Raw genomic sequence first — 22,519 nt, 5'->3', positions numbered from 1 at the left:
ATATTGTTTAAACTCTAAACCAAAAGAAACAAGCATTAAATTACAATGGCACAAGAAAATTCGCATCTCCCCTACTGGAAAACTACTGATCATTTGTTCGGTTGTTATGGCGCAATTATTTTTTTGTTTATTGGCTTTAATACAAGTAATTCCACTTGGTTGGTTTGGTTGTTCTGTTTTAGGCTATGTGCTTGGACGCTTAATCTATTTTGTATTGCTGCAATTACATACGCAACCGATTTATAACCCCATTACACCACCTCAAAATATCACACCACAGCCCAAACATTTGGCGAAACCGACAGTAAAAGAAAGCGTTTCACCCGAACAAAAACTGCTTGATGATTTTTTTAAACTCCAGTTTCAAGTAGGTGACTTATTACCCGCTACAGCAAATGCAAAATTTCAAGATATTCATGCCCTGATTATTGTACTTGTGCAAAAATTTAAGCGTACACAAGACTTCAATATGCAAAATGAAATATTGAAAATTCAATCAGTTATTAAAAATTATCTTGCACCCACTATCAAAAATTATCAAGAACTGCCTGTATTTTTTTTGGATCGAAAAATAGATAATAGAGGTGGTCCCACTTGTTTGAACAACTAAAAGCGTATTTATAAGTGATATTCCGCTCTAGTTAAGCCACCTTGTTTTGTTGGGGTAGCTGATCATAGTAAAACTCATTTGGTGTCATTTTGTCTAGACTCGAATGAGGTCGTTTCAAATTATAAAACTCAAAATATGCACTTAATTGCTTTTTCGCATCTGTGACACTGCTATAAGCTTTGAGATACACCTCTTCATATTTAACGCTCCGCCATAATCGTTCAACCATCACATTATCTACCCATCGACCTTTACCATCCATACTGATTTGAATGCCATTTGATTTCAATACATCAATAAATGCATCACTGGTAAACTGGCTGCCTTGGTCTGTATTAAATATTTCAGGTCGACCATATTTTTCAATTGCTTCATTTAAAGCCGAAATACAAAAATCCACCTCCATACTAATCGATACCCTATGCGCAAGTACCTTGCGGCTATGCCAATCAATCACAGCACATAAATAAACAAAGCCTTTTGCCATAGGGATATACGTTATATCCGTAGACCACACTTGATTACTGCGCTGAATAGCCAACCCTTTGAGCAGATATGGATATTTACGGTGAGCTTGATTAGCCTGGCTTAAATTTGGTTTGCAATATAACGCCTGAATACCCATTTTCTTCATTAAAGTACGTGTATGACGTCGTCCTATATGATGTCCTTGACGATTCAACAAATCACGCATCATACGACTGCCTGCAAAAGGATATTGCATATGTAATTCATCAATACATCGCATCAGCTTCAGATCTGATGCACTCACAGGTTTTGGGCGATAGTAATAACAACCACGGGAGACTTTCAGCAGCTTAGCTTGCTTAGATACTGAAATCTGAAGTGAGTCGTCGATTAACTTTTGTGGTTGAAGCGGCCCAGTTTCTTCAACACACCTTCTAAAAAATCAATTTCTAATGCCTGCTCACCGATTTTTGCATGTAGTTTTTTTAGATCGATGGGTGGTTCTGTTGGAGCTTTTGATTGATCGAAAGCTTGCGAGGAAGCTGAGATCAATTGATTTTTCCAGTCAATAATTTGGTTTTGATGAACATCAAACTCAGCACTCAATTCAGCAAGTGTTTTTTCTGCTTTAATCGCAGCAAGTGCTACCTTAGCTTTAAAATCATTTGAATGATTTCTTCTTGGTCTACGTGCCATAAAATACTCCATATATTGATGTTTATAACATCATTTGAGGAGCAGAATATCACTTATAGGAGTTGTTCAAATTTACGGATCCATCTCTAATGAACATAGTCCAAATGACTTAATGCAACAACAATTAGATCTGATTCACCATGAACTGTTGGAAATCACCCAATATATTTTTCAAAATGATTTTGATCAATTGGTCATGCATGATGAATTAAAAAAAATTAAAACCGCTTGTCTTTTTAAAGTTGGGCAAGAACTTTCTTCCCATCAACACTCTTAAAAGTAAATATGCAACTGAAAATATTTATGTTTTAAAATATTTACAATTAAATACTTAGCACATATGTTAATAAAATCTCTTTTCTTCAATGGACAATGAATCAATAAGTTTACGCTGCGCCAACCATTCAGTATGTGGAAAACAATAACCATCAGATTTCTGGGTAAAATGCGCACCTTTACAATCAATTAGTTCTACCTGAACGGTAAAGTAATCACCGTATAAAGTTGTGGATCTTAGGAGATGATTTTTATCAAACTGAATTTTGATTATGGCAGCAGTTAAATCTTGCTTGGATTTATTATGAATTTTCAAATAATGTTCTAAATATTGAATAAATTTCAAATGTACTTTCCCCAAAAAGACATCGTTCTCAATATAATTGTCATCTAATAAGTTAAATATGAAACCTGAACGATTTAAATGCCTTGCATGTGTATAAAGCACACCTATAGCCCAAAAATTACCATATTCATGATACCGATTGGTAAATTTATCTAAAATGATACCTGTTACATTCAACAATCTTTTTTTCATGTATTCAAATTTTTAATATTTTTATCATCATAAACTAAAAAGCCCCTTTCGGGGCTTCTTCAAATCAATTGATATTTAAAAATCTCAACCAATAAATTTACGTGCATTACGGAACATACGTAACCATGCACCATCTTCCGTCCATTCTTCAGGTTTCCACGAATGCTGAATCGCACGGAAGTTACGCTCAGGATGTGGCATCATAATCGTTGCACGACCATCTTTCGACGTCACACCAGAAATCGCTTCAGGTGAACCATTCGGGTTCATTGGATAATGTTGTGTTGCATTACCTTGACTGTCAACATAACGCAAGATCACTTGATTACCTGCTTTTAACGCAGCTAAGTTTTCTGCACTTGCAACGACACGACCTTCACCATGTGCCACAGCGATTGGGAGAATCGAGCCTTCCATATCCTGCAACAACACAGAGTTTGATTTTTCCACACGAACGTTGACTGCACGTGCTTCAAACATTTCAGAGGTATTGCGATGGAAACGTGGCCAGTTTTCTGCACCCGGAATCAATGGTGCAAGTTGTGACAACATTTGACAACCATTACAGATACCCAGTGAGAAAGTTTCATCACGGTTAAAGAATTTCTCGAATTGGTCACGCAGTTTTGGATTAAACAAAACTGATTTTGCCCAACCACCGCCTGCGCCCAATACGTCACCGTAAGAGAAACCACCACACGCCACTAGCCCTTCAAAGTCATCAAGGTCAATGCGTCCAGCAAGTAAGTCGCTCATGTGAACGTCAACTGTGTTGAAGCCAACTTTATCAAATGCTGCAGCCATTTCAACATGACCGTTTACGCCTTGTTCACGTAAAATCACCATGTTTGGACGGCGTTCGTTGATATAAGGTGCTTCAATTGGCTCATTCAAATCAAATGTTGCTTTAGCGATTAAACCTTCATGAGCTTTGTCACTAATTAAAGCAAATTCTTGATCTGCAGTTTCCACGTTGTCACGTAAGCGTTGGATTTGATGAGAAACTTCAGTCCAAGCCACTTGTAAATCAGCACGTTCAAGCATCAACCCATTGACTGTTAAAGTATCGGTATCATTTACAGTACCGACAACAGCAATCGCATCTTTTAAGCTTGAAGCTGCAACTTGATCTGCCAATGCCGCCCAGTCGGCTTTAGAAATTTGCAATACTGCGCCGATTTCTTCAGCAAATAAGCTTTCAATGGATTGATCTTCAAGTGCTACACCTAAACGTGAAGCAAACATCATTTCTGCAACAGTTGCGAGTAAACCACCATCACCAATATCGTGATAGGCTTTGATCAAGCCACGATTGTTCCAATCTTGTACCAATGCAAAGAAGTCTTTGAAATCGTCAAAGCTGTCTACGTCAGGTGTCACTGAACCGATCGCTTTATACACTTGCGCTAAGATCGAACCACCTAAACGGAATTGACCTTTCGACAAATCAATACGAACCAGTACTGAATCTTCATTTTTCAATTCAGGTGTCAATGTCTTACGTACATCGGTCACAGGTGCAAACGCCGTGATTACACCTGACATTGGAGAAGTCACAGACTTGTCTTCGCCTTCGTCATTCCATGTGGTACGCATTGACAAAGAGTCTTTACCAACAGGAATTGCGATACCCAACGCAGGACACATTTCCATACCGATGGCTTTTACACCTTCAAATAATGCTTGGTCTTCGCCCTTCTGTCCCGCAGCTGCCATCCAGTTTGCAGACAATTTAATGTCACTGATTTGCTCGATTTTTGCAGACATGATATTGGTGATCGATTCTGCAACTGATAAACGCGCTGATGCCGCTGGATTTAACAACGCCACAGGTGGACGTTCACCCATTGCCATTGCTTCACCTGTATACCCCACTAAACTTGTGGTTGTTACAGCAGCATCTGCCACAGGCACTTGCCAGCGACCTACAAACTGATCACGTGCCACCATCCCTGTGATTGAACGGTCACCGATGGTGATGAGGAATGACTTAGATGCAACTGTTGGATTTTTAAGCACACGGTAAATCGCATCTTTTAAATCAGTCACTTTTGCTGCTGTAAAATCATCACCTTTACGTTCAATGGTTTCATATGAGCGACTCATACGTGGCGTACCACCAAGCATCACTTGCATTGGCATATCCACAGCTTTATTGTCGAACAATGGATCATTTACAATCAATTGACGCGCTTCAGTCGCTTCACCTAATACTGCAAATGGGCAACGTTCACGTTCGCAAAGCGATTCAAATAATTCTAAAGAAGATGGATGAATTGCCAATACATAACGCTCTTGCGCTTCGTTTGACCAAATTTCCATTGGTGACATACCCGGCTCTAAAGATGGAATTTTACGAAGATCAAGGATTGCACCAAGTTCGTGATCATTAACAAGCTCAGGCATGGCATTGGAAATACCGCCCGCACCCACATCATGTACAGATACGATTGGGTTATGGTCTTCCATACGCCAACATGCATCAATGACTTCTTGGCAACGGCGTTCCATTTCAGGGTTTTCACGCTGTACAGAAGCAAAATCAAGGTTTTCACCCAATTTACCGCTATCTACAGAAGACGCCGCGCCACCACCTAAACCGATCAGCATTGCAGGACCACCGAGTACGATCAACAAATCACCTGGTTGGATTGCATCTTTTTCCACATGGTCAGGACGGATGTTACCGTAACCACCTGCGATCATGATCGGTTTATGGAAACCTTTCACATCACCATTGACATTTTGTTCGAAGGTACGGAAATAACCGTTTAAGGCAGGACGACCAAATTCGTTGTTAAATGCTGCACCACCTAAAGGACCATCAATCATGATCTGTAAAGGTGATGCCATACGAGATGGTTTACCGTAGTTGTCTTCCCAAGGTTGTTCAAAACCTGGAATGTTTAAGTTAGAAACTGTGAAACCTGTTAAACCCGCTTTAGGTTTGCCACCACGACCTGTTGCACCCTCATCACGGATCTCACCGCCTGAACCTGTCGCAGCACCTGCAAATGGCGCAATTGCTGTTGGATGGTTATGCGTTTCCACTTTCATGAGGATATGAGCGGCTTGGCTCTTATATTTATAAACGTGATGCCCTGTTTCTTCGTCTTTTTTCGGATAAAAACGTTGTGTATCAAAGCCCACGATCACAGAAGCGTTATCTTTATATGCCGACAATACATCGGTTGGAGATTCTTTATAGGTATTTTTAATCATTTGGAACAATGACAATGGCTGAACCTCACCATCAATTGTCCATTCAGAACCAAAGATTTTATGACGGCAATGTTCAGAGTTTGCTTGTGCAAACATCATTAGTTCGATGTCATGCGGGTTACGACCCAATTTATTAAATGCCGCAACCAAATAATCAATTTCTTCATCTGACAATGCAAAACCAAACTCAGCGTTAGCTTTTACGAGTGCGTCTTTGCCCTGACCTAAAATATCAATTGCATTTAAAGGTTTTGGTTCTGTTTCTAAAAATAATGCTGCTGCATCTTCAATTTGGTTGAATACGCTTTCAGTCATACGGTCATGTAAAACTTGTTTAACTGCATCAGATACTTCAGAAATACCCTTTAAAATAAACAAAACACCGCGTTCTAGGCGGTGTACAGGCGTATTACAGTTGGCAAAAATATCAGTCGCTTTTGATGACCACGGTGAAATTGTACCGACACGTGGTGTCACTAAAACTTGTACTTCGTCGTTTGCAGCCTGACGTATTTCAAACGATGCACCATCATTTAAAAGCTGTAAAGCAGATTGCTGTTGTTGCTCGCTGAGCGCTTGGTCAAACAGATAGACCCATTGGCTTTCTATTGATTGAACAGAACTGATAGACGATAAACGTGTTAATAGTTGTGTTTGCTTAAAAGAAGAGTGTGCGGGTGCACCGGCAATGATAAACATGCTGTTTTTGGCTCCACGGGCAGATTTTAACAACCTACCGCAATGTGACTTGAAGAGAGCGCATATTCTACTGTGAAAGCGCATTTTCAGCTAGTCATGTATGCCTGAAAAATTTAAGATTTCTCTGTTTTAAATGCGCTATTTACTTTGACTTTCAAGTTCAAACATGATTAGTAACAATTGATTTAATCGAGGGTATAACTTGTTTTTCCTGTTTGTGCATTGTATTTAGGATACGACCACTTCTCTAGTAAATCCCATGTCTACGTTAAATATCTTCATCAAGCTTAGCCGAATTTTACACATCCACATGATGTATGGCTGTATATAAGGCTACTTGGGTGATGCTTCAATAAAAATATATCTTTCCTATGTTGTAGGAGACATAGAGATGGATCCGTAAATTTGAACAACTCCTATAAGTGATATTCTGCTCCTCAAATGATGTTATAAACATCAATATATGGAGTATTTTATGGCACGTAGACCAAGAAGAAATCATTCAAATGATTTTAAAGCTAAGGTAGCACTTGCTGCGATTAAAGCAGAAAAAACACTTGCTGAATTGAGTGCTGAGTTTGATGTTCATCAAAACCAAATTATTGACTGGAAAAATCAATTGATCTCAGCTTCCTCGCAAGCTTTCGATCAATCAAAAGCTCCAACAGAACCACCCATCGATCTAAAAAAACTACATGCAAAAATCGGTGAGCAGGCATTAGAAATTGATTTTTTAGAAGGTGTGTTGAAGAAACTGGGCCGCTTCAACCACAAAAGTTAATCGACGACTCACTTCAGATTTCAGTATCTAAGCAAGCTAAGCTGCTGAAAGTCTCCCGTGGTTGTTATTACTATCGCCCAAAACCTGTGAGTGCATCAGATCTGAAGCTGATGCGATGTATTGATGAATTACATATGCAATATCCTTTTGCAGGCAGTCGTATGATGCGTGATTTGTTGAATCGTCAAGGACATCATATAGGACGACGTCATACACGTACTTTAATGAAGAAAATGGGTATTCAGGCGTTATATTGCAAACCAAATTTAAGCCAGGCTAATCAAGCTCACCGTAAATATCCATATCTGCTCAAAGGGTTGGCTATTCAGCGCAGTAATCAAGTGTGGTCTACGGATATAACGTATATCCCTATGGCAAAAGGCTTTGTTTATTTATGTGCTGTGATTGATTGGCATAGCCGCAAGGTACTTGCGCATAGGGTATCGATTAGTATGGAGGTGGATTTTTGTATTTCGGCTTTAAATGAAGCAATTGAAAAATATGGTCGACCTGAAATATTTAATACAGACCAAGGCAGCCAGTTTACCAGTGATGCATTTATTGATGTATTGAAATCAAATGGCATTCAAATCAGTATGGATGGTAAAGGTCGATGGGTAGATAATGTGATGGTTGAACGATTATGGCGGAGCGTTAAATATGAAGAGGTGTATCTCAAAGCTTATAGCAGTGTCACAGATGCGAAAAAGCAATTAAGTGCATATTTTGAGTTTTATAATTTGAAACGACCTCATTCGAGTCTAGACAAAATGACACCAAATGAGTTTTACTATGATCAGCTACCCCAACAAAACAAGGTGGCTTAACTAGAGCGGAATATCACTTATAAATACGCTTTTAGTTGTTCAAACAAGTGGGACCACCTCTACATACACTTTTTCAACTTTACCATTTTGAGCTATTTCAAAAAGTATACCGACCATATTGCAATTACACTCACTATAAAAACTCATAAACACTTGAAACAAAATGCAGATAAGACTGATTTTTTAATTTATTTATCTCAAATGCACCACATTAAAAATATTAATTTTAAAATACATCAACTATATAGCTTTTATTAACAATTTAAAAAAAAATGAAATATTTTACTACTTAAAAGAATCAAAATTTTCGATAAAAAAACTACTATTCATTCTTTAATACAATAATTTTTATCACATTTTTATAGGATTTGAGCATATACTTCAAATCCTTAATAGTTTTATGTGTTTTAATTAAAGTTAAAAGAGACAAGGTATATGTCAAAAAGCATTCCATCAAATTTTGAAGAAACATCATCAAGTAACCTTGAGCGTTGCAGCAGTTGTACAGAGCTTATGCAAAAAAATGAAATTGACCCTAATTATGATGGTCCTTTAGCAACGTATGCCAACAACACTTACTGCACTTTAAAATGTATGGAAGAGTTACCAACAGACTCTGAACATATTCGACATTCAGAATCATAAATGTTCATTTATTTTTTAGTTTGCATGAGCAGAATATAATTAAAAGGATATGATTATATTTTGCTATTTTTAACTTTGCTTATTTTTTATGTGTTTTGCTTTCTTATATAATTCGTCAACTTATGTCGCCCTGCTCTAGTGATTTATTTATAAATTTGGCATGATGCAAGTAGGTAATCACAGAATAATGCTAAATGACTCAAATGCGTTGGTTAGAACTGCTCTCCACAGTTCGTATTGGTCGTAAAAAACAAAGTACTGAACAGGCACGCAGCCCCTTTCATAAAGATTATGACCGTATTATATTTTCGCAAAGTTTTAGACAACTCAATCGTAAAACCCAAGTTCATCCACTGACACAACACGATGGTATTCACACACGCTTGACCCACTCTTTAGAAGTTTCCTGTATCGGACGTTCACTCGGCATGCTTGCGGCAGAAAAAATTCAAAGTGAATTGCCGATTTGGATTACTCCTGCGGATGTCGGAGCGATCATTCAAGCGGCTTGTTTAGCCCATGATATCGGCAACCCTCCTTTTGGACATGCAGGTGAATACGCAATCCGAGAATGGTTTGATGATGCCTCACATACCAATTTTTTAAAAGATTTAAGCCCCGAGCAACAAGCGGATGTTCGTCAGTTTGAAGGCAATGCACAAGGCTTACGATTACTCACAAAAATTGACTATCATCCCAACGATGGTGGTATGCGCTTGACCTATGCCACCTTAGGTGCTTACCTCAAGTATCCTTGGCTATCAAAAACAATTGAATCCCAAGGTAATATGCCAGCAAGTCAACGTGCAAAGTTTGGCTGTTATCAAGCAGAAAAAGATATTTTACAACAAATTGCAGAACAACTCGGACTGATCCAACTCGGTGAATATCATTGGTGTCGTCATCCTTTGACTTATCTTTTAGAAGCAGCCGATGACATGTGCTATGCGCTGATTGACCTTGAAGATGGCATTATTTTAAATATGCTGAGCTATGAAGAGGTTGAGCCTATTTTTCTCAATTTAATTGGTGATTATGGGATTCCTGAAGAGTTAAATATGCCTTTCACAACATGGCAACAAAAAATCGCAGCTCTACGAGGTCGTGTGATGAAACGTTTGGTCGATGAAGTCACCACAGCATTTGCCAAACACCATTTTCAGATTATTTCAGGGCAACTCAAAGGTTCATTACTGCAATATTGCTCAGAAGATATTGAGATTGGTATCGATCGTGCGAAAAATCTGGCACGTGAGAAAATCTTTGAACATCCACAAAAGTCAGGCTTGGAAATTATTGCGCACCAAAGTTTGCAACATATTTTGGATGCTTTTATTCCACTTACCACACCAAACAAAACTTTAAGTTTTAAAGATGGACGTTTGATGTCGATTTTAGAGCGTTTTGGTGCACGTTTTAGTGCTGATCATTATGACAATATTATGCAAGTTCTCGATATTGTGAGTAAATTTTCAGATCATCAAGCCTATAACTTGGCGCAAGAGTTACAGGGTAATAAGGTTGGTTTTTTTTAATATTTATCATTTTCTAATGTAGGTATCTAAAAGCAACAAAGCTGTAGTTTCATAAATTTTGTAATACATGAGTCAATCCAAACAGCTGGAGTATTCAATGATTAGTGCGAGCATTTATACACTTGATTATCAAAAATATTTATCTATAGAAGCCAATCCGTCCCAACATCTTATCCATCATGTATTCATCCGTAGCAGTGCTCATCAACTGGTAGATTACATTTTTGAATTAGACCGGACTAATCAAATGGAGTTAATGACTGAAAAGTTAGATTCTCTAATCAATTATTATCAGGTTAAATGCTCTGATCTGTTGCCTTTTTTGATTTCGTATATTCAAAAATCTGTAATAAATGGACATTGGTTAGACTTTGAACTCATCAGACTGAATCAAGTTTATTATTTACAACATCACCCCGAGCAGATATTAACGATCAGAACCATTGACCATAGTTAGAGAAGTAAATAATCAACTATTGCCTGTTGCTTAGATCAAATCCACACGGAATCGCAAAGAAATCCTCAAAGCACTTTTGCGTTTAGAGCAAATGGCAACTACTATTCAACCATGAACAAAATAAGTGAACACATGCAATGATCGGATGTCTAATTGGTGAAGTCTTGGCTTTAGAAGCACCAACTGTACTTTTAAATGTAAATGGCGTGGGTTATGAAATTGACACCCCCCTTTCAACTTTTTGCCAACTGCAAAAAGGTCAAAAAGTCACACTATGGACGCATTTAGCCGTTCGTGAAGATGCTCAACTTCTTTATGGTTTTTTAAATCAGCAAGAAAAAATCATTTTCCGTACACTCCTCAAAGTCAATGGTGTTGGTCCTAAAATGGCTTTAGGGATTCTATCCACCTTGAGTGTTGAAATGTTGATTCATACTGTTGAAAATGAAGATATAAATACTTTAGTTAAAGTGCCAGGCGTAGGGAAAAAAACTGCTGAACGCTTAATGATTGAATTACGTGATCGTTTTAAAACGATGTCCTCAAGCACAGTTGCGAGTAATTCAACTGTTGAACAAATCCAATTTACGGGTAATTCAGCGGTTGCTGAGGCTGAAGCTGCGTTACAATCTTTAGGTTATAAACCTCTAGAGGCACAGAAACTAGTGAATGCTGCCAAAGGTGACTTTACAGAAGCCAGTGACATTATCCGTGCTGCACTTAAATCCATGAATAAATAAGATAGATCAAACATGCAAGACCGTTTAATCAGTGGTTCTGAAAAACCTGAAGATCATTTTGATCGTGCTATTCGTCCAACTTCATTAGAGGATTATATTGGTCAGCCTGTGGTACGCGAGCAAATGGAGATCTTTATTGGCGCAGCACGAGGACGTGGTGAAGCACTCGATCACACCCTTATCTTTGGTCCACCTGGTTTAGGTAAGACCACACTTGCCAATATTATTGCACGTGAAATGGGTGGCAATCTCAAGTCCACTTCTGGTCCCGTACTTGAACGTGCGGGCGATTTGGCGGCGATGTTGACCAATCTTGAAGAAGGTGATGTGTTATTTATTGATGAAATTCATCGTCTTTCACCTGTCATTGAAGAGATTCTCTACCCTGCAATGGAAGATTATCAACTCGATATTATGATTGGTGAAGGTCCTGCAGCACGTTCGATCAAACTCGATTTACCACCATTTACCTTAGTTGCAGCAACAACCCGTGCGGGTCTACTCACCTCGCCATTACGCGATCGTTTTGGGATTGTGCAACGTCTTGAATTTTATTCAGTTGAAGACTTAACTCACATTGTCACTCGCTCAGCGAATCTCATGGATGTTCCCATTACCCATGAAGGTTCAGTAGAAGTTGCTCGACGCTCACGTGGCACACCACGTATTGCCAATCGTTTGTTACGCCGTGTACGTGATTATGCACAAGTCAAGGGTACTGGTGAAGTGACCCAAGAAATGGCGCAACGTGCTTTAGATATGCTCAATGTTGATAAAGATGGTTTAGATACTTTAGATCGTCGTTATTTGTCGATGTTGTTAGAACGTTTTGATGGTGGTCCAGCGGGAGTTGAAGCTCTAGCCGCAGCAATGGCAGAGGATTCTGGTACTTTGGAAGATGTGATTGAACCCTATTTAATTCAGCAAGGTTATGCGATGCGTACAGCTCGAGGACGTATTGCGACTAATCAGGCATATCTACAGTTTGGTATGACACCACCTGAGCCAAAAAACTAAAACCAAGTTGAGCCCAAAGGAGAAGAAAAAACTTCTCCTTTTTTATTAATTTTTAAAATTGTCTTACAAAAATAATATTTACCTTATTTTATTTAAATATAATTAATTCAAAACTTAATCAAATTAAAATATTAATTTTGCTACAAATATAAAAAGGAGCACAAAAATGCTAAGTTTTTCAATGATCATGATTTTAGTTAGTTTTGCTGTTTTTGCGTTTTTATTATATTTTCGTTTTCAGCACTTAAATCATGTTCATTCAGAACCTATTCACCATTCATCACAACAACTTAGCAGTGACGAGCTACTTGAATTTGATCGCGAGATTAATAAAATTTTAAATAATCCACATCTATCAAATGTAGACAAAGAGCGTTTGACCAATGAATATGCTGAACAATATTTATTAAAAAACGCTATGGACGAAGCCTAAATAGATTAAGCTATGACCAGTCTAAAAATTTAATACACAATGAATTTAAATATGATTGTGTATTAAGTTTTTCTATTTTTATTTAAAACAAATATTTAGCATCATAATATATTCCAAACTTTCCTTAAAAAATAAATAAAATACGTAGTTCACCTTTATTATGGTTAAAATTTATACACCACAAAAGTTTTATTATCGCACAGAACCACCGCTATTTTTTGTAAGCATTGAAACCTTGTGCCATTGGACAATCAACTCAGAATGCTAAACTGCAAACCATTGTAGCGCTTGGTTTTATACAATTTTTAATCAGTTATAATTGTAAAAATCAAAAAGCTTATTTTATTGGTCAATGTAAAAACTGGAAAGGGTCATGGCAAACAAATTTGAGTTTCAAATCCGTGTATATATTGAAGATACCGATGCAGGTGGAATTGTTTATCATGCCAATCACATTCGTTTTATGGAGCGCACCCGTACAGAATGGTTACGTGCTTCAGGTATTGATCATTATTGGCATCAAAAAGACTATAACTTTGTTGTGCATAAAATAAATGTCAAATATATGCGCCCAATCCTTATGGATGACTTAATTACTGTTACAGCGCGTGTAGTTTCGTGTAAAGCAACGTCATTTGTATTGCAACAAAATATTTATCGTGGTGAAATCATGCTTGCTTCTGGTGAGGTTGAATTGGCATGTTTAAGTACTGAAATGAAACCTCGCCGTATTCCTGATGAAATCCGTGAGTTGATTCTTAGAGAATTAGCCCACGAATAAAAAAAATTTACTTGGCACATGTAACTATGGCAACTCAACTCGAATCTTCTCTGCACGTTTCTGATTTAATTTTACAAGCAAGTCCAGTGGTACAACTGGTCATGCTGGTTCTGGTACTCGCCTCTTTATTTAGCTGGTATCTGATTGCCAAGTTACATATGGGCTATAAAAAAGCCCGCCAAGGCGATGATCACTTTCAAAAAATTTTCTGGTCGGGTGCAGAGTTAAATACCTTATATAACAATGCACAACTTAACTCTAAACGTGATGGTTTAGAGGATATTTTCTATCAAGGTTTAAGCGAGTTTTTAAAACTTAAAAAACGTCATGCAGATACTGCCCCGATGATCGAAGGCACAGAACGTATTTTACGTGTTGGCTTAAGTCGTGATCAAAGTCGCTTGGAACAAGGCTTAAGTGCTTTGGCGAGTATTGGTTCTGTTGCACCTTATGTCGGTTTATTCGGTACTGTTTGGGGCATCATGAATGCCTTTATCGGTTTAGCGCAAGTCGACCAAGTGACTTTAGCCACCGTTGCACCTGGTATTGCTGAAGCGTTGATTGCCACCGCAATTGGTCTTTTTGCTGCGATTCCTGCTGTTTTGGCATTTAACCATTACACTGCTAAAGGTGAAGAAATCTATTCTGATCGTGCATTATTTGCTGAAGAAATGGTGGCGCTATTACAACGTCAGTCTGTGGGTTCAACACAGGACAATGACTAATGGCAATTCAACGTTCAGGACGCTTTGAACGCGTCAAAAAGCCTTTAAAGAGCGACATGAATGTCGTTCCTTATATTGATGTGATGTTGGTGCTTTTGGTGATCTTTATGGTCACTGCACCGATGATCAGCACTGGTATTAAAGTAGATCTACCTCAAGCGAACAGTACTCCGATTCAATCACAAGATCGTCCTGCTATTGTGACTTTAGAAGCGGATGGAACGATTAAGCTTGAATACAGTCAATATAAAAATGATGTGATGAACTTAGAAGAGCTCAAAACTGCCTTGACAGATTCACAAGCGCAAGCGCAAGAAAATAAAAAGCAGTTTAATGTTCTCATTAATGGTAGTGAATCTCGTCCTTATGGTGATGTGATGAGTTTAATGTCTGCCTTGCAAGAAGCAGGACTTAACCAAGTTGGACTACTGACCGAGCCTTTAAAGTAAGCTATGAAAGATTTTAATAAGCCACAATCCAAAGAAAATGCGATTGCACTTGGGTTCACCGTTGGTGTCCATGTCGTGGCGCTTGTTGGCTTACTTTTTTTGGGTATGAGTAAACCACTTGAACCACCTAAGCAGATCAAAACGGTATTGGTCAAACCTGAAGATATTCCACCACCAGAAGCTGAGCCTTTGGAAATTACAGATGCAAACGAAACTGCGGATAGCACTGTTGCCGAAAATGTTCAACAAACGGCTGAACCTGTAACGGATGCACCAAACATTCCAATCATAGCCCTACCTCTTCCAACACCAACGCCTAAAGTTGACATGCAAAAGGCAGCGGCTGAGGCAAAAGCCGCTGAAGCTGAACAAAAGGCAGCCGCTGAAGCAGCAAAAGCCAAAGCCAAAGCTGCTGATGCAGCACGCTTAAAAGCAGCAGAAGCAGAAAAAGCTCGTCTAGACGCTGCCGAAAAAATTCGCCAAGCTAAAAATGATGCTGAAAGAGCTAAAGCTGAAGCAAATGCCAAAGCCAAGGCAGAAGCTGCAGCCGCAGCTAAACGTGAAGCAGTCGAAAAAGCGAGAGCGGAAGCCAATGAAAAAGCACGTCAGGCAAAAGCAGAAGCTGCTGCAAAAGCGAAACAAGAAGCAAATGCAAAGGCTAAAGCGGATGCTGCTGAAAAAGCACGCCAAGATCGTGCTGCAAAATTAGCACAGGAAAAAGCTGCACAAGCTGCTAAAGCCAAGCAAGAGGCTGCAGAAAAAGCGAAACGTGAAAAAGCTGATGCTGCTGCAAAAGCTAAGCAAGAGGCTGCGGACAAAGCCAAACGTGAAAAAGCTGACGCTGCTGCTAAAGCTAAGCAAGAGGCTGCGGACAAAGCCAAACGTGAAAAAGCTGACGCTGCTGCCAAAGCCAAGCAAGAGGCAAATGAAAAAGCCAAAGCGGATGCTGCTGCAAAAGCAGAGGCAAAACGTAAAGCAGATACAGAAGCCAAAGAGAAAGCAGCCGCTGAAGCCAAAGCCACTGCTGCTCAAAAAGCCAATGAAGAAGCTGCAGCAAAAAAAGCGGAAGCAAAAAAAATTGCATCTTCTGCAAAACGTGATTTTGAAAACAAAGTCCGTAGTGCTTGGCGTATGCCTAGTAATTCTTCTGGACAAAAAGCATCGGCACGTGTCACTTTAACAGACAGTGGAGCTGTAGCTTCAGTGGTTGTCAATGCTTCTGATCCAGATGTAAAAGCCAGTGTTGAACAAGCGGTACGAAATGCTGCGCCCTTCCCTATGCCATCTGATCCAGATGCACGACGTGAAGCACGTAGTTTTACAGCTAATTTTACAGTCAAATAAAGCCCAATTACACATGTTGCTCATGCAGCATGTGTAATGATCATTAACAAACTTATAGGTATTACTCAAATAATTGCAATTAAAATCAAATTTCGCAACTTATAATCAATATTTGCATTTTTTTCTGATTTAGCATCATTCTTATATTTTAATCCGCAATATAATCACATTAGGGAATGCCATGTCTGAATCCTCTATTCATTTCGATTTAAATGCTATAAATACCAACTTTAAAGATCATGGATTATTTGGTCCTAACTCAATCAGCTGGAAAGTTTGGTCTCATCCTGCTGCGTTCATCGGACTCACACGATCATTTTATATCGAAGTTTTGGCAAGTATTGATGCTGCTGCAGCACTATCAGATCGTGCAACCTATAAATCCGACCCGATTGGGCGTTTAAGTCGTACCATGACCTATTTTCTAACTGTGATTTTTGCAGATACTGAAACCGTAAGCAAAGCCAATCAACGCCTGTTTAAGTTACATTCTCATATAAAAGGTGATATTCCACTGACAGGACAACAGTATAGTGCCCTCGATCCTTTATTGGTGGTAGGTACACATTTGATCACGTGGCATTCGGTTTATTATGCCTATGAAAAACTTGTAGGAAAGTTACCTGCTAAAGAAGAAGCGCAATTTTTTAGGGAAAGTGTGCAATATCTGATTTCTTTACAGGAAGTTTATCCTAATTTGAGTATTGAAACCGTCAAGGAAAGTGCCCGTAAACATGGTTATGCAATGGAAAAAATTGGCGATTTGACTGATCTTCCACAGACACGTCAAGAGTTTCGTACCTATATTCAGCTCACCAATAGTAAAGCAGCCATCACCCAACAAACGCGTGACATTATCAACATCTTGCTTGATCCATCAGGCGTTGAAACTGATGATCAAGTCATGCAAATGATTTTAAAATTTTATCCTGTGCTGAAAACCATTGTCGTTGCTTTAACGCCAAAAGAAATTTGCAAACTTGCAGGACTGCCACGTTCAGCTATGAAAGATAAAATTGCGATTCAATCAGGCAAAGCTTTAGTCAAAGCCATGCAAGCGCCTGCCGTGCTGAAAATATTTCAAGAAAAAATAGCGATGCAAGGTTATCAACTGATGCATCAAGCAATGATTTACTCCAAAAATCCAAGTTCTACTGAAAGTTTGCAGAAAATTGCATAATTTATTGCAACATTAAGCTTTTATTCTGTATGTGCTTTGCTATGATTTGGCTCTATTTAAAATAAAACTTAACAAAGAATATGAATCAAAAAGCAACAGTGAATGGCGCTATTGCAGGCATGTTCCGTGATTTTCTAACAGAACAAAATATTCAAAATGTAGAATTATTTCGCTACATGCAGTCTTGGCAGCCTGATGATCGGGTGCAACTCACTGAATTGGGTTTTATTCTGCATTCTATTTCCCAACTGCATCCTCGCGATGCTTTGGGCTTAAAAATCGCACAACATTTTCAACCTTCTTATTCAGGAGTCTTAGGTTATTTAATTTTACATAGTCGTGATTTTGAGCAGGCTATTTTGCAATTTAAAAAATATTATGCGCTGATGTGGGATGGTTTTGTGGTTGATATTATTGAAAATGATCAAACACTTAAAATTCAATGGAATGTGCCACAACTTGAAGACTATGCTGACAATAGTATATTGATGAATACTATCCGTATCGGGTATGAACTAGGTATCAGTTGTTTTATGCAAATGTTGTGGCAACTCAACCCAGATGAAAAAACTTTGAAACCACAATATATTGAACTACCTGGTGCAATGCCAAAAAACATCTTTATTTACGAATCCTTTTTTAACTGCCCCCTGTATTTTCAATGCAAAGTCGGAGCTATCATTTTTGAAAAAAACAATCTAAAGCAACCAATTAATCTGAGTCATGACTATTTTATAGCGCTATATCATCGCCAAGCTGAGGCGCAACTTAAATACATGCATCATTTGCATATTACCCCTGAAAATACAATATTAAATAAAGTACAAAAAGCGTTAGCTTTGGGGATTGATCAAGGTTCACCGACACTTGATTTTGTGGCAAAAGAAATGGCGATTTCCAAATCTAAATTGCTGAATCTATTACGTGAACAGAAATTAAATTTTAAAACTATTTTAGCCTCAATGCGTCTTGAACTCGCAAAAACCTATATTCAGGATGAGCAGCTCTCGCTATCCGATATTGCAAGTTTATTATCATTTTCAGAGCAAAGTGCCTTAAATCATTTCTTTAAGCGACACACGGGAATGACACCCAATCAATATCGGAAATCTAAACACAATTAATTTATATAAACTAAATTCGATTTTCCGATACAGAACATTAAAAAATAGCCATCAATGGCTATTTTTTGTAGAATATCGCTTTATTTCCCACGGTTTTGGTTATGACCTCTTGGATACCTCATGTTACTGTCGCGACTGTTGTCGAAAAAGACGGAAAATTTCTTTTTGTTGAAGAACATACCGAAGGTGTAATGCACACGGTATTTAACCAGCCTGCAGGTCATGTCGAATATGGTGAATCCATTGTTCAAGCCGCAATTCGTGAAACGATGGAAGAAACAGGTCATGCTGTCGAAGTCGATTCATTATTAGGAATTTACACTTATACCCCCCCAATGTTTCCAGATCGCACCTATTTTAGATTCTGTTTTTTAGCCCATGTGCTTGAATACTTCCCTGAAGCTGAACTGGATACAGGCATCATTGGACCAACGTGGATGACACTCGATGAATTGATCGAATCAGCACGTGCCCGCAGCCCATTGGTGATTAAAGCTGTACAAGATGCGCTTTCTGGGCAAAAATACCCACTTTCGCTCATCTATGAGCATCAAAACTCTCCTTTCATTTCAAATTTGGATGCTTAGTCCTATGCAACAACGTGTCATCGTCGGTATGTCGGGTGGTGTAGATTCATCTGTTTCTGCTGCGCTTTTACTTCAACAAGGTTATCAGGTTGAAGGGCTTTTCATGAAAAACTGGGAAGAAGATGATGGCACGGAATATTGTACGGCAATGGAAGATCTTGCTGATGCACAAGCCGTGTGTGACAAAATCGGGATTAAGCTACATACCGCAAATTTTGCCATGGAATATTGGGATCGTGTCTTTGAACATTTCTTAAAAGAATATGCTGCAGGTCGTACACCAAACCCAGATATTTTATGTAATAAAGAAATTAAATTCCGTGCATTTTTAGACCATGCGGTGAACTTGGGTGCAGACTTTATTGCGACGGGACATTATTGTCGTCGTGGGGAAACCTTGATCAATAGCCGTGGTGAAGAATATGCACCTTTACTGCGTGGCGTAGATCAAAATAAAGATCAAACTTATTTCTTGCATGCTGTACATGGTCGTGAAATTAACAAGACTTTGTTTCCTGTCGGGGAAATCGAAAAACCACAAGTACGTAAAATTGCAGAAGAACTTGGCTTAGCAACGGCTAAGAAAAAAGATTCTACAGGGATTTGTTTTATTGGTGAACGTCGTTTTAATGACTTTTTAAAGCAATATTTGCCTGCCCAACCTGGAAAAATTGTCCTTGATACAGGAAAAGAGGTTGGTGAACATCATGGCTTAATGTACTATACGCTCGGTCAGCGTGGTGGGATTGGCTTAGGCGGTCTTAAAGGTGCTGAAGAAGGGGCATGGTTCGTTCTACATAAGGATATTGCCAATAACCGTTTAGTGATCGGTCAAGGTCATGAACATCCTCTCATGCAAAGTACCATTTTATGGTCAGAGGCGATTGATTGGGTTGCTGGTGAGCAGGACATTCCTGAAGCTGGTTTTAAATGTACTGCGAAAACACGTTACCGCCAGCCCGATCAAATGTGTACTTTATTTAAAGATCCAAGTACGCCGAACGGGGTACGTGTGGAGTTTGATGAACCTCAACGTGCGGTCACACCTGGTCAAAGCGTGGTGTTCTATGCAGGTGAAATCTGCTTAGGTGGTGGCGTGATTCATCATACCAATGCACCAAAGCCTGATTTTATTGACTAAAATTATTTAACAAACTGAAAGGAATTTAGGCATGGTTGATCTTCCCTTTCAACAGCCTCAAACTTTGAATCAGCGCCAAAATAAAGCTTTGGCGTTGGCAGCAGTGTTTCAAGCAACACAGCTTACCCATATGACAGCAATGTCAGGACGTCAAAGTATTGGTGAAAGTGGTAATTTCTATTTTGAGCAACTCATTAAAGCCAGCCTAAATATCCGCCCACAAGATAATCAATCCTCACAAACTTTAGACTTTTTCTGTAAATTATCTGATATTTCCTTAGGCTTAAAAACTTTAGAAGGCAGCATTACCCAACCCTTTAATCCCGCACCAAAGTCTAAAATTCCCAAATTATCTAATGCCAAACTCCCTATGTCCTATGCGATGGCATTATTAGCCTTAGAAAAAAAAGTCTATGGCAATCCTAAATTTGTCGAAATCATTGAAAAATCTCAACAAAAAATATTAAAACAATTGTCTTTTTTCGATAATGACTATACCCATCCCAGTATTATTGCCAATCTTGCACAGACCTATGTCGATACTGCAGGACAAATCAATCCTCGTATTTTAGTGCGTGGCAATGCCGAAGCATTTAAAGACCCTTCACATACCAACCGTATTCGTGCCTGTCTATTTACAGGGTTACAAATGGCGCACCTTTGGCGTCAGCTCGGTGGTAGTTCTTGGGCAATGATTTTTAGCAAACGTAAATTGCTACGAGATATTCAAGAGCTTGCTCGCCTTCAATATCAGGTTGCATAACTTGAATGAAGCAGCATCTTTTTCGCTTTTCGTTTAATTCCAAAGTCTAAGGAATCTCTATGAACGCTTTAACTGCACTTTCGCCATTAGATGGACGCTATGCGAGCAAATGTGATGCTCTCCGTCCTTTCCTCTCTGAGTTTGGTTTGATCCATGCTCGTGTGACTGTTGAAGTGCGTTGGTTACAAGCGCTTGCGAACCGTCCTGAAATCACAGAAGTTCCTCCTTTTTCAGCAGAAACTAACGCTGCTTTAGATGCGATTGTTGCAAACTTCTCAGAAGACAATGCCAACCGCATTAAAGAAATCGAACGCACCACCAACCATGATGTGAAAGCGGTTGAATATTTCTTAAAAGAACAAATTGCGAACATCGCAGAACTTAAAAATGCAGGTGAATTCATTCACTTTGCATGTACGTCTGAAGACATCAATAACTTGTCACATGCTTTAATGTTGAAAAATGGTCGTGCTGTACTTGTTGAATCAATGCAACAAATCGTTGATGCAATTGCGAGTTTAGCTGAAACCCATGCAGAACAACCAATGTTGTCACGTACCCATGGTCAAACGGCTAGCCCAACCACTTTGGGTAAAGAAATGGCGAACGTGGCTTACCGTTTAGCACGCCAAATCAAACAATTTAACCAAGTTGAGTTGCTAGGTAAAATTAACGGTGCTGTAGGTAACTACAATGCACACTACTCTGCTTATCCTGAAATCAACTGGCCTGCACACTCGCAAGCATTTGTTGAATCTTTAGGTTTAACGTTTAACCCATATACCACACAAATCGAGCCACACGATTATATCGCTGAGTTATTTGATGCTTTACGTCGTTTCAACACGATCTTGATCGACTTTAACCGTGACGTTTGGGGCTATATCTCACTCGGCTTCTTCAAACAACGCTTGAAAGAAGGCGAAGTGGGTTCTTCAACCATGCCACATAAAGTCAATCCAATTGATTTCGAAAACTCTGAAGGTAACTTAGGCATTGCCAATGCTGTATTGGCACATTTAGGCGAAAAACTACCAATTTCTCGTTGGCAACGTGACTTAACAGACTCTACAGTGCTTCGTAATATGGGGGTAGGCTTGGCGCAAAGTTTAATTGCGTTTGAAGCTTGCTTAAAAGGCATCGGTAAACTTGAGTTAAATGCAGCACGTTTACTTGAAGATTTGGATCATGCACAAGAAGTTTTGGCTGAACCCATTCAAACCGTTATGCGTCGCTACAATGTTGAAAAACCATACGAAAAATTAAAAGCACTGACACGTGGGCAAGCCATGACTCGTGACATGATGGTTGATTTTGTTAATGGTAATGAGCTTGAAGCTGTGCCTGCTGCAGATCGTGCTCGTTTAGCCGAAATGACACCTGCCACCTATACAGGCAATGCAGCAGATCAAGCAAAACAAATCAAAGATTTGATTGCTAAGCTCTAAGTTTAGAATCTAATTTCAAAGATAAATAAAAAC

General features: G+C 38.9%; 22 protein-coding genes. 19 read left to right on the top strand and 3 right to left on the bottom strand.

Annotated elements, in window-relative coordinates; all coding sequences use genetic code 11:
- Positions 1–106 precede the first annotated feature (106 nt).
- Positions 107–610 carry a hypothetical protein gene (locus DJ533_RS07065; RefSeq protein ID WP_065995550.1) on the top strand — a complete coding sequence of 168 codons (504 nt, stop codon included), beginning with the start codon at positions 107–109 and terminating at the stop codon, positions 608–610.
- A 31-nt stretch (positions 611–641) separates the two neighbouring features.
- Here DJ533_RS07065 and DJ533_RS07060 read toward each other — a convergent pair.
- Positions 642–1,774 (bottom strand): IS3-like element ISAba14 family transposase gene (locus tag DJ533_RS07060; RefSeq protein WP_223155595.1). Its coding sequence is split into 2 segments (ribosomal slippage): positions 642–1,522 and positions 1,522–1,774, totalling 1,134 coding nucleotides; the frame shifts between segments, so codons are not numbered across the junction.
- Between the two features lie 112 nt (positions 1,775–1,886).
- On the opposite strand from DJ533_RS07060, the gene DJ533_RS18650 reads away from it, so the two are divergent.
- The gene (locus tag DJ533_RS18650; protein ID WP_171488541.1) at positions 1,887–2,051 is read left to right on the top strand and encodes a hypothetical protein; all 165 of its coding nucleotides are present in this window, start codon (positions 1,887–1,889) and stop codon (positions 2,049–2,051) included.
- 66 nt (positions 2,052–2,117) lie between these two features.
- On the opposite strand, the gene DJ533_RS07055 is transcribed toward DJ533_RS18650, so the two are convergent.
- Together DJ533_RS07055 and purL are read right to left on the bottom strand one after the other, a co-directional pair.
- Positions 2,118–2,588, bottom strand: coding sequence for a hypothetical protein (locus tag DJ533_RS07055; protein ID WP_065995586.1), 471 nt, complete (start codon positions 2,586–2,588; stop codon positions 2,118–2,120).
- Between the two features lie 84 nt (positions 2,589–2,672).
- A complete protein-coding gene (gene purL, locus DJ533_RS07050) occupies positions 2,673–6,509 on the bottom strand; it encodes a phosphoribosylformylglycinamidine synthase (protein ID WP_065995585.1) in 3,837 nt (1,278 codons plus the stop codon).
- 475 nt (positions 6,510–6,984) lie between these two features.
- Here purL and DJ533_RS07045 point away from each other — a divergent pair.
- The 17 genes from DJ533_RS07045 to purB all read left to right on the top strand — a co-directional run bounded on the left by DJ533_RS07045 (position 6,985) and on the right by purB (position 22,486).
- A protein-coding gene (locus tag DJ533_RS07045) for an IS3-like element ISAba14 family transposase (RefSeq protein WP_223155595.1) occupies positions 6,985–8,117 on the top strand; the annotation gives its coding sequence in 2 pieces (ribosomal slippage) (positions 6,985–7,237 and positions 7,237–8,117; 1,134 coding nt in all).
- Positions 8,118–8,552: 435 nt separating this feature from the next.
- Positions 8,553–8,762 carry a hypothetical protein gene (locus tag DJ533_RS07040; protein WP_065993562.1) on the top strand — a complete coding sequence of 70 codons (210 nt, stop codon included), beginning with the start codon at positions 8,553–8,555 and terminating at the stop codon, positions 8,760–8,762.
- Between the two features lie 194 nt (positions 8,763–8,956).
- Entirely contained in the window at positions 8,957–10,297 is a 1,341-nt protein-coding gene (locus DJ533_RS07035; RefSeq protein ID WP_065993563.1) for a deoxyguanosinetriphosphate triphosphohydrolase, read from the top strand.
- 97 nt (positions 10,298–10,394) lie between these two features.
- A complete protein-coding gene (locus DJ533_RS07030) occupies positions 10,395–10,754 on the top strand; it encodes a hypothetical protein (RefSeq protein WP_065993564.1) in 360 nt (119 codons plus the stop codon).
- 137 nt (positions 10,755–10,891) lie between these two features.
- Entirely contained in the window at positions 10,892–11,494 is a 603-nt protein-coding gene (gene ruvA / locus DJ533_RS07025) for a Holliday junction branch migration protein RuvA (RefSeq protein WP_065993565.1), read from the top strand.
- Positions 11,495–11,506: 12 nt separating this feature from the next.
- On the top strand, positions 11,507–12,511 hold the full coding sequence (gene ruvB / locus DJ533_RS07020; RefSeq protein WP_065993566.1) for a Holliday junction branch migration DNA helicase RuvB: 1,005 nt from the start codon (positions 11,507–11,509) through the stop codon (positions 12,509–12,511).
- A gap of 166 nt (positions 12,512–12,677) precedes the next feature.
- Complete coding sequence (locus DJ533_RS07015) at positions 12,678–12,944, top strand: hypothetical protein (RefSeq protein ID WP_065993567.1); 267 nt, start codon at positions 12,678–12,680, stop codon at positions 12,942–12,944.
- Between the two features lie 373 nt (positions 12,945–13,317).
- The gene (gene ybgC, locus DJ533_RS07010) at positions 13,318–13,725 is read left to right on the top strand and encodes a tol-pal system-associated acyl-CoA thioesterase (protein ID WP_065993568.1); all 408 of its coding nucleotides are present in this window, start codon (positions 13,318–13,320) and stop codon (positions 13,723–13,725) included.
- Positions 13,726–13,751: 26 nt separating this feature from the next.
- Positions 13,752–14,450: a protein TolQ gene (tolQ, locus tag DJ533_RS07005; protein WP_065993569.1), complete on the top strand. Its 699-nt coding sequence runs from the start codon at positions 13,752–13,754 to the stop codon at positions 14,448–14,450.
- Positions 14,450–14,899, top strand: coding sequence for a protein TolR (tolR, locus tag DJ533_RS07000; RefSeq protein WP_065993570.1), 450 nt, complete (start codon positions 14,450–14,452; stop codon positions 14,897–14,899). The genes tolQ and tolR overlap by 1 nt, the downstream gene beginning before the upstream one ends.
- A 3-nt stretch (positions 14,900–14,902) precedes the next feature.
- Complete coding sequence (locus tag DJ533_RS06995) at positions 14,903–16,243, top strand: cell envelope integrity protein TolA (protein WP_065993571.1); 1,341 nt, start codon at positions 14,903–14,905, stop codon at positions 16,241–16,243.
- A gap of 181 nt (positions 16,244–16,424) precedes the next feature.
- Entirely contained in the window at positions 16,425–17,423 is a 999-nt protein-coding gene (locus DJ533_RS06990; protein WP_065993572.1) for an oxygenase MpaB family protein, read from the top strand.
- An 80-nt stretch (positions 17,424–17,503) separates the two neighbouring features.
- Positions 17,504–18,547, top strand: coding sequence for an AraC family transcriptional regulator (locus DJ533_RS06985; protein ID WP_065993573.1), 1,044 nt, complete (start codon positions 17,504–17,506; stop codon positions 18,545–18,547).
- Between the two features lie 101 nt (positions 18,548–18,648).
- On the top strand, positions 18,649–19,134 hold the full coding sequence (locus tag DJ533_RS06980; RefSeq protein ID WP_065993574.1) for an NUDIX hydrolase: 486 nt from the start codon (positions 18,649–18,651) through the stop codon (positions 19,132–19,134).
- Positions 19,135–19,138: 4 nt separating this feature from the next.
- Positions 19,139–20,275 (top strand): tRNA 2-thiouridine(34) synthase MnmA, encoded by a 1,137-nt coding sequence (mnmA, locus tag DJ533_RS06975; protein WP_065993575.1) that lies wholly within the window; start codon positions 19,139–19,141, stop codon positions 20,273–20,275.
- Between the two features lie 31 nt (positions 20,276–20,306).
- Complete coding sequence (hflD, locus tag DJ533_RS06970; protein WP_065993576.1) at positions 20,307–21,038, top strand: high frequency lysogenization protein HflD; 732 nt, start codon at positions 20,307–20,309, stop codon at positions 21,036–21,038.
- Positions 21,039–21,097: 59 nt separating this feature from the next.
- Positions 21,098–22,486, top strand: a complete 1,389-nt coding sequence (gene purB / locus DJ533_RS06965; RefSeq protein WP_065993577.1) for an adenylosuccinate lyase — start codon at positions 21,098–21,100, stop codon at positions 22,484–22,486.
- The last annotated feature ends 33 nt before the right edge of the window (positions 22,487–22,519 follow it).

The organism is Acinetobacter defluvii, from assembly GCF_001704615.3.
GTDB classification, from domain to species: Bacteria; Pseudomonadota; Gammaproteobacteria; order Pseudomonadales; family Moraxellaceae; genus Acinetobacter; species Acinetobacter defluvii.
This window is presented reverse-complemented; position numbering and strand designations above follow the sequence as displayed.

Excerpts from the sequence above, each read along its gene's own strand:
- DJ533_RS06995 (WP_065993571.1), top strand. The coding sequence starts at position 14,903 with ATGAAAGATTTTAATAAGCCACAATCCAAAGAAAATGCGATTGCACTT.
- DJ533_RS07030 (WP_065993564.1), top strand. The coding sequence starts at position 10,395 with ATGATTAGTGCGAGCATTTATACACTTGATTATCAAAAATATTTATCT.
- ybgC (WP_065993568.1), top strand. The coding sequence starts at position 13,318 with ATGGCAAACAAATTTGAGTTTCAAATCCGTGTATATATTGAAGATACC.
- mnmA (WP_065993575.1), top strand. The coding sequence starts at position 19,139 with ATGCAACAACGTGTCATCGTCGGTATGTCGGGTGGTGTAGATTCATCT.
- purL (WP_065995585.1), bottom strand. The coding sequence starts at position 6,509 with ATGTTTATCATTGCCGGTGCACCCGCACACTCTTCTTTTAAGCAAACA.
- ruvB (WP_065993566.1), top strand. The coding sequence starts at position 11,507 with ATGCAAGACCGTTTAATCAGTGGTTCTGAAAAACCTGAAGATCATTTT.
- DJ533_RS07055 (WP_065995586.1), bottom strand. The coding sequence starts at position 2,588 with ATGAAAAAAAGATTGTTGAATGTAACAGGTATCATTTTAGATAAATTT.
- DJ533_RS06990 (WP_065993572.1), top strand. The coding sequence starts at position 16,425 with ATGTCTGAATCCTCTATTCATTTCGATTTAAATGCTATAAATACCAAC.
- DJ533_RS07015 (WP_065993567.1), top strand. The coding sequence starts at position 12,678 with ATGCTAAGTTTTTCAATGATCATGATTTTAGTTAGTTTTGCTGTTTTT.
- ruvA (WP_065993565.1), top strand. The coding sequence starts at position 10,892 with ATGATCGGATGTCTAATTGGTGAAGTCTTGGCTTTAGAAGCACCAACT.
- DJ533_RS07035 (WP_065993563.1), top strand. The coding sequence starts at position 8,957 with ATGACTCAAATGCGTTGGTTAGAACTGCTCTCCACAGTTCGTATTGGT.
- hflD (WP_065993576.1), top strand. The coding sequence starts at position 20,307 with ATGGTTGATCTTCCCTTTCAACAGCCTCAAACTTTGAATCAGCGCCAA.
- tolR (WP_065993570.1), top strand. The coding sequence starts at position 14,450 with ATGGCAATTCAACGTTCAGGACGCTTTGAACGCGTCAAAAAGCCTTTA.
- DJ533_RS07040 (WP_065993562.1), top strand. The coding sequence starts at position 8,553 with ATGTCAAAAAGCATTCCATCAAATTTTGAAGAAACATCATCAAGTAAC.
- DJ533_RS06985 (WP_065993573.1), top strand. The coding sequence starts at position 17,504 with ATGAATCAAAAAGCAACAGTGAATGGCGCTATTGCAGGCATGTTCCGT.
- DJ533_RS07065 (WP_065995550.1), top strand. The coding sequence starts at position 107 with ATGGCGCAATTATTTTTTTGTTTATTGGCTTTAATACAAGTAATTCCA.
- purB (WP_065993577.1), top strand. The coding sequence starts at position 21,098 with ATGAACGCTTTAACTGCACTTTCGCCATTAGATGGACGCTATGCGAGC.
- DJ533_RS06980 (WP_065993574.1), top strand. The coding sequence starts at position 18,649 with ATGACCTCTTGGATACCTCATGTTACTGTCGCGACTGTTGTCGAAAAA.
- DJ533_RS18650 (WP_171488541.1), top strand. The coding sequence starts at position 1,887 with ATGCAACAACAATTAGATCTGATTCACCATGAACTGTTGGAAATCACC.
- tolQ (WP_065993569.1), top strand. The coding sequence starts at position 13,752 with ATGGCAACTCAACTCGAATCTTCTCTGCACGTTTCTGATTTAATTTTA.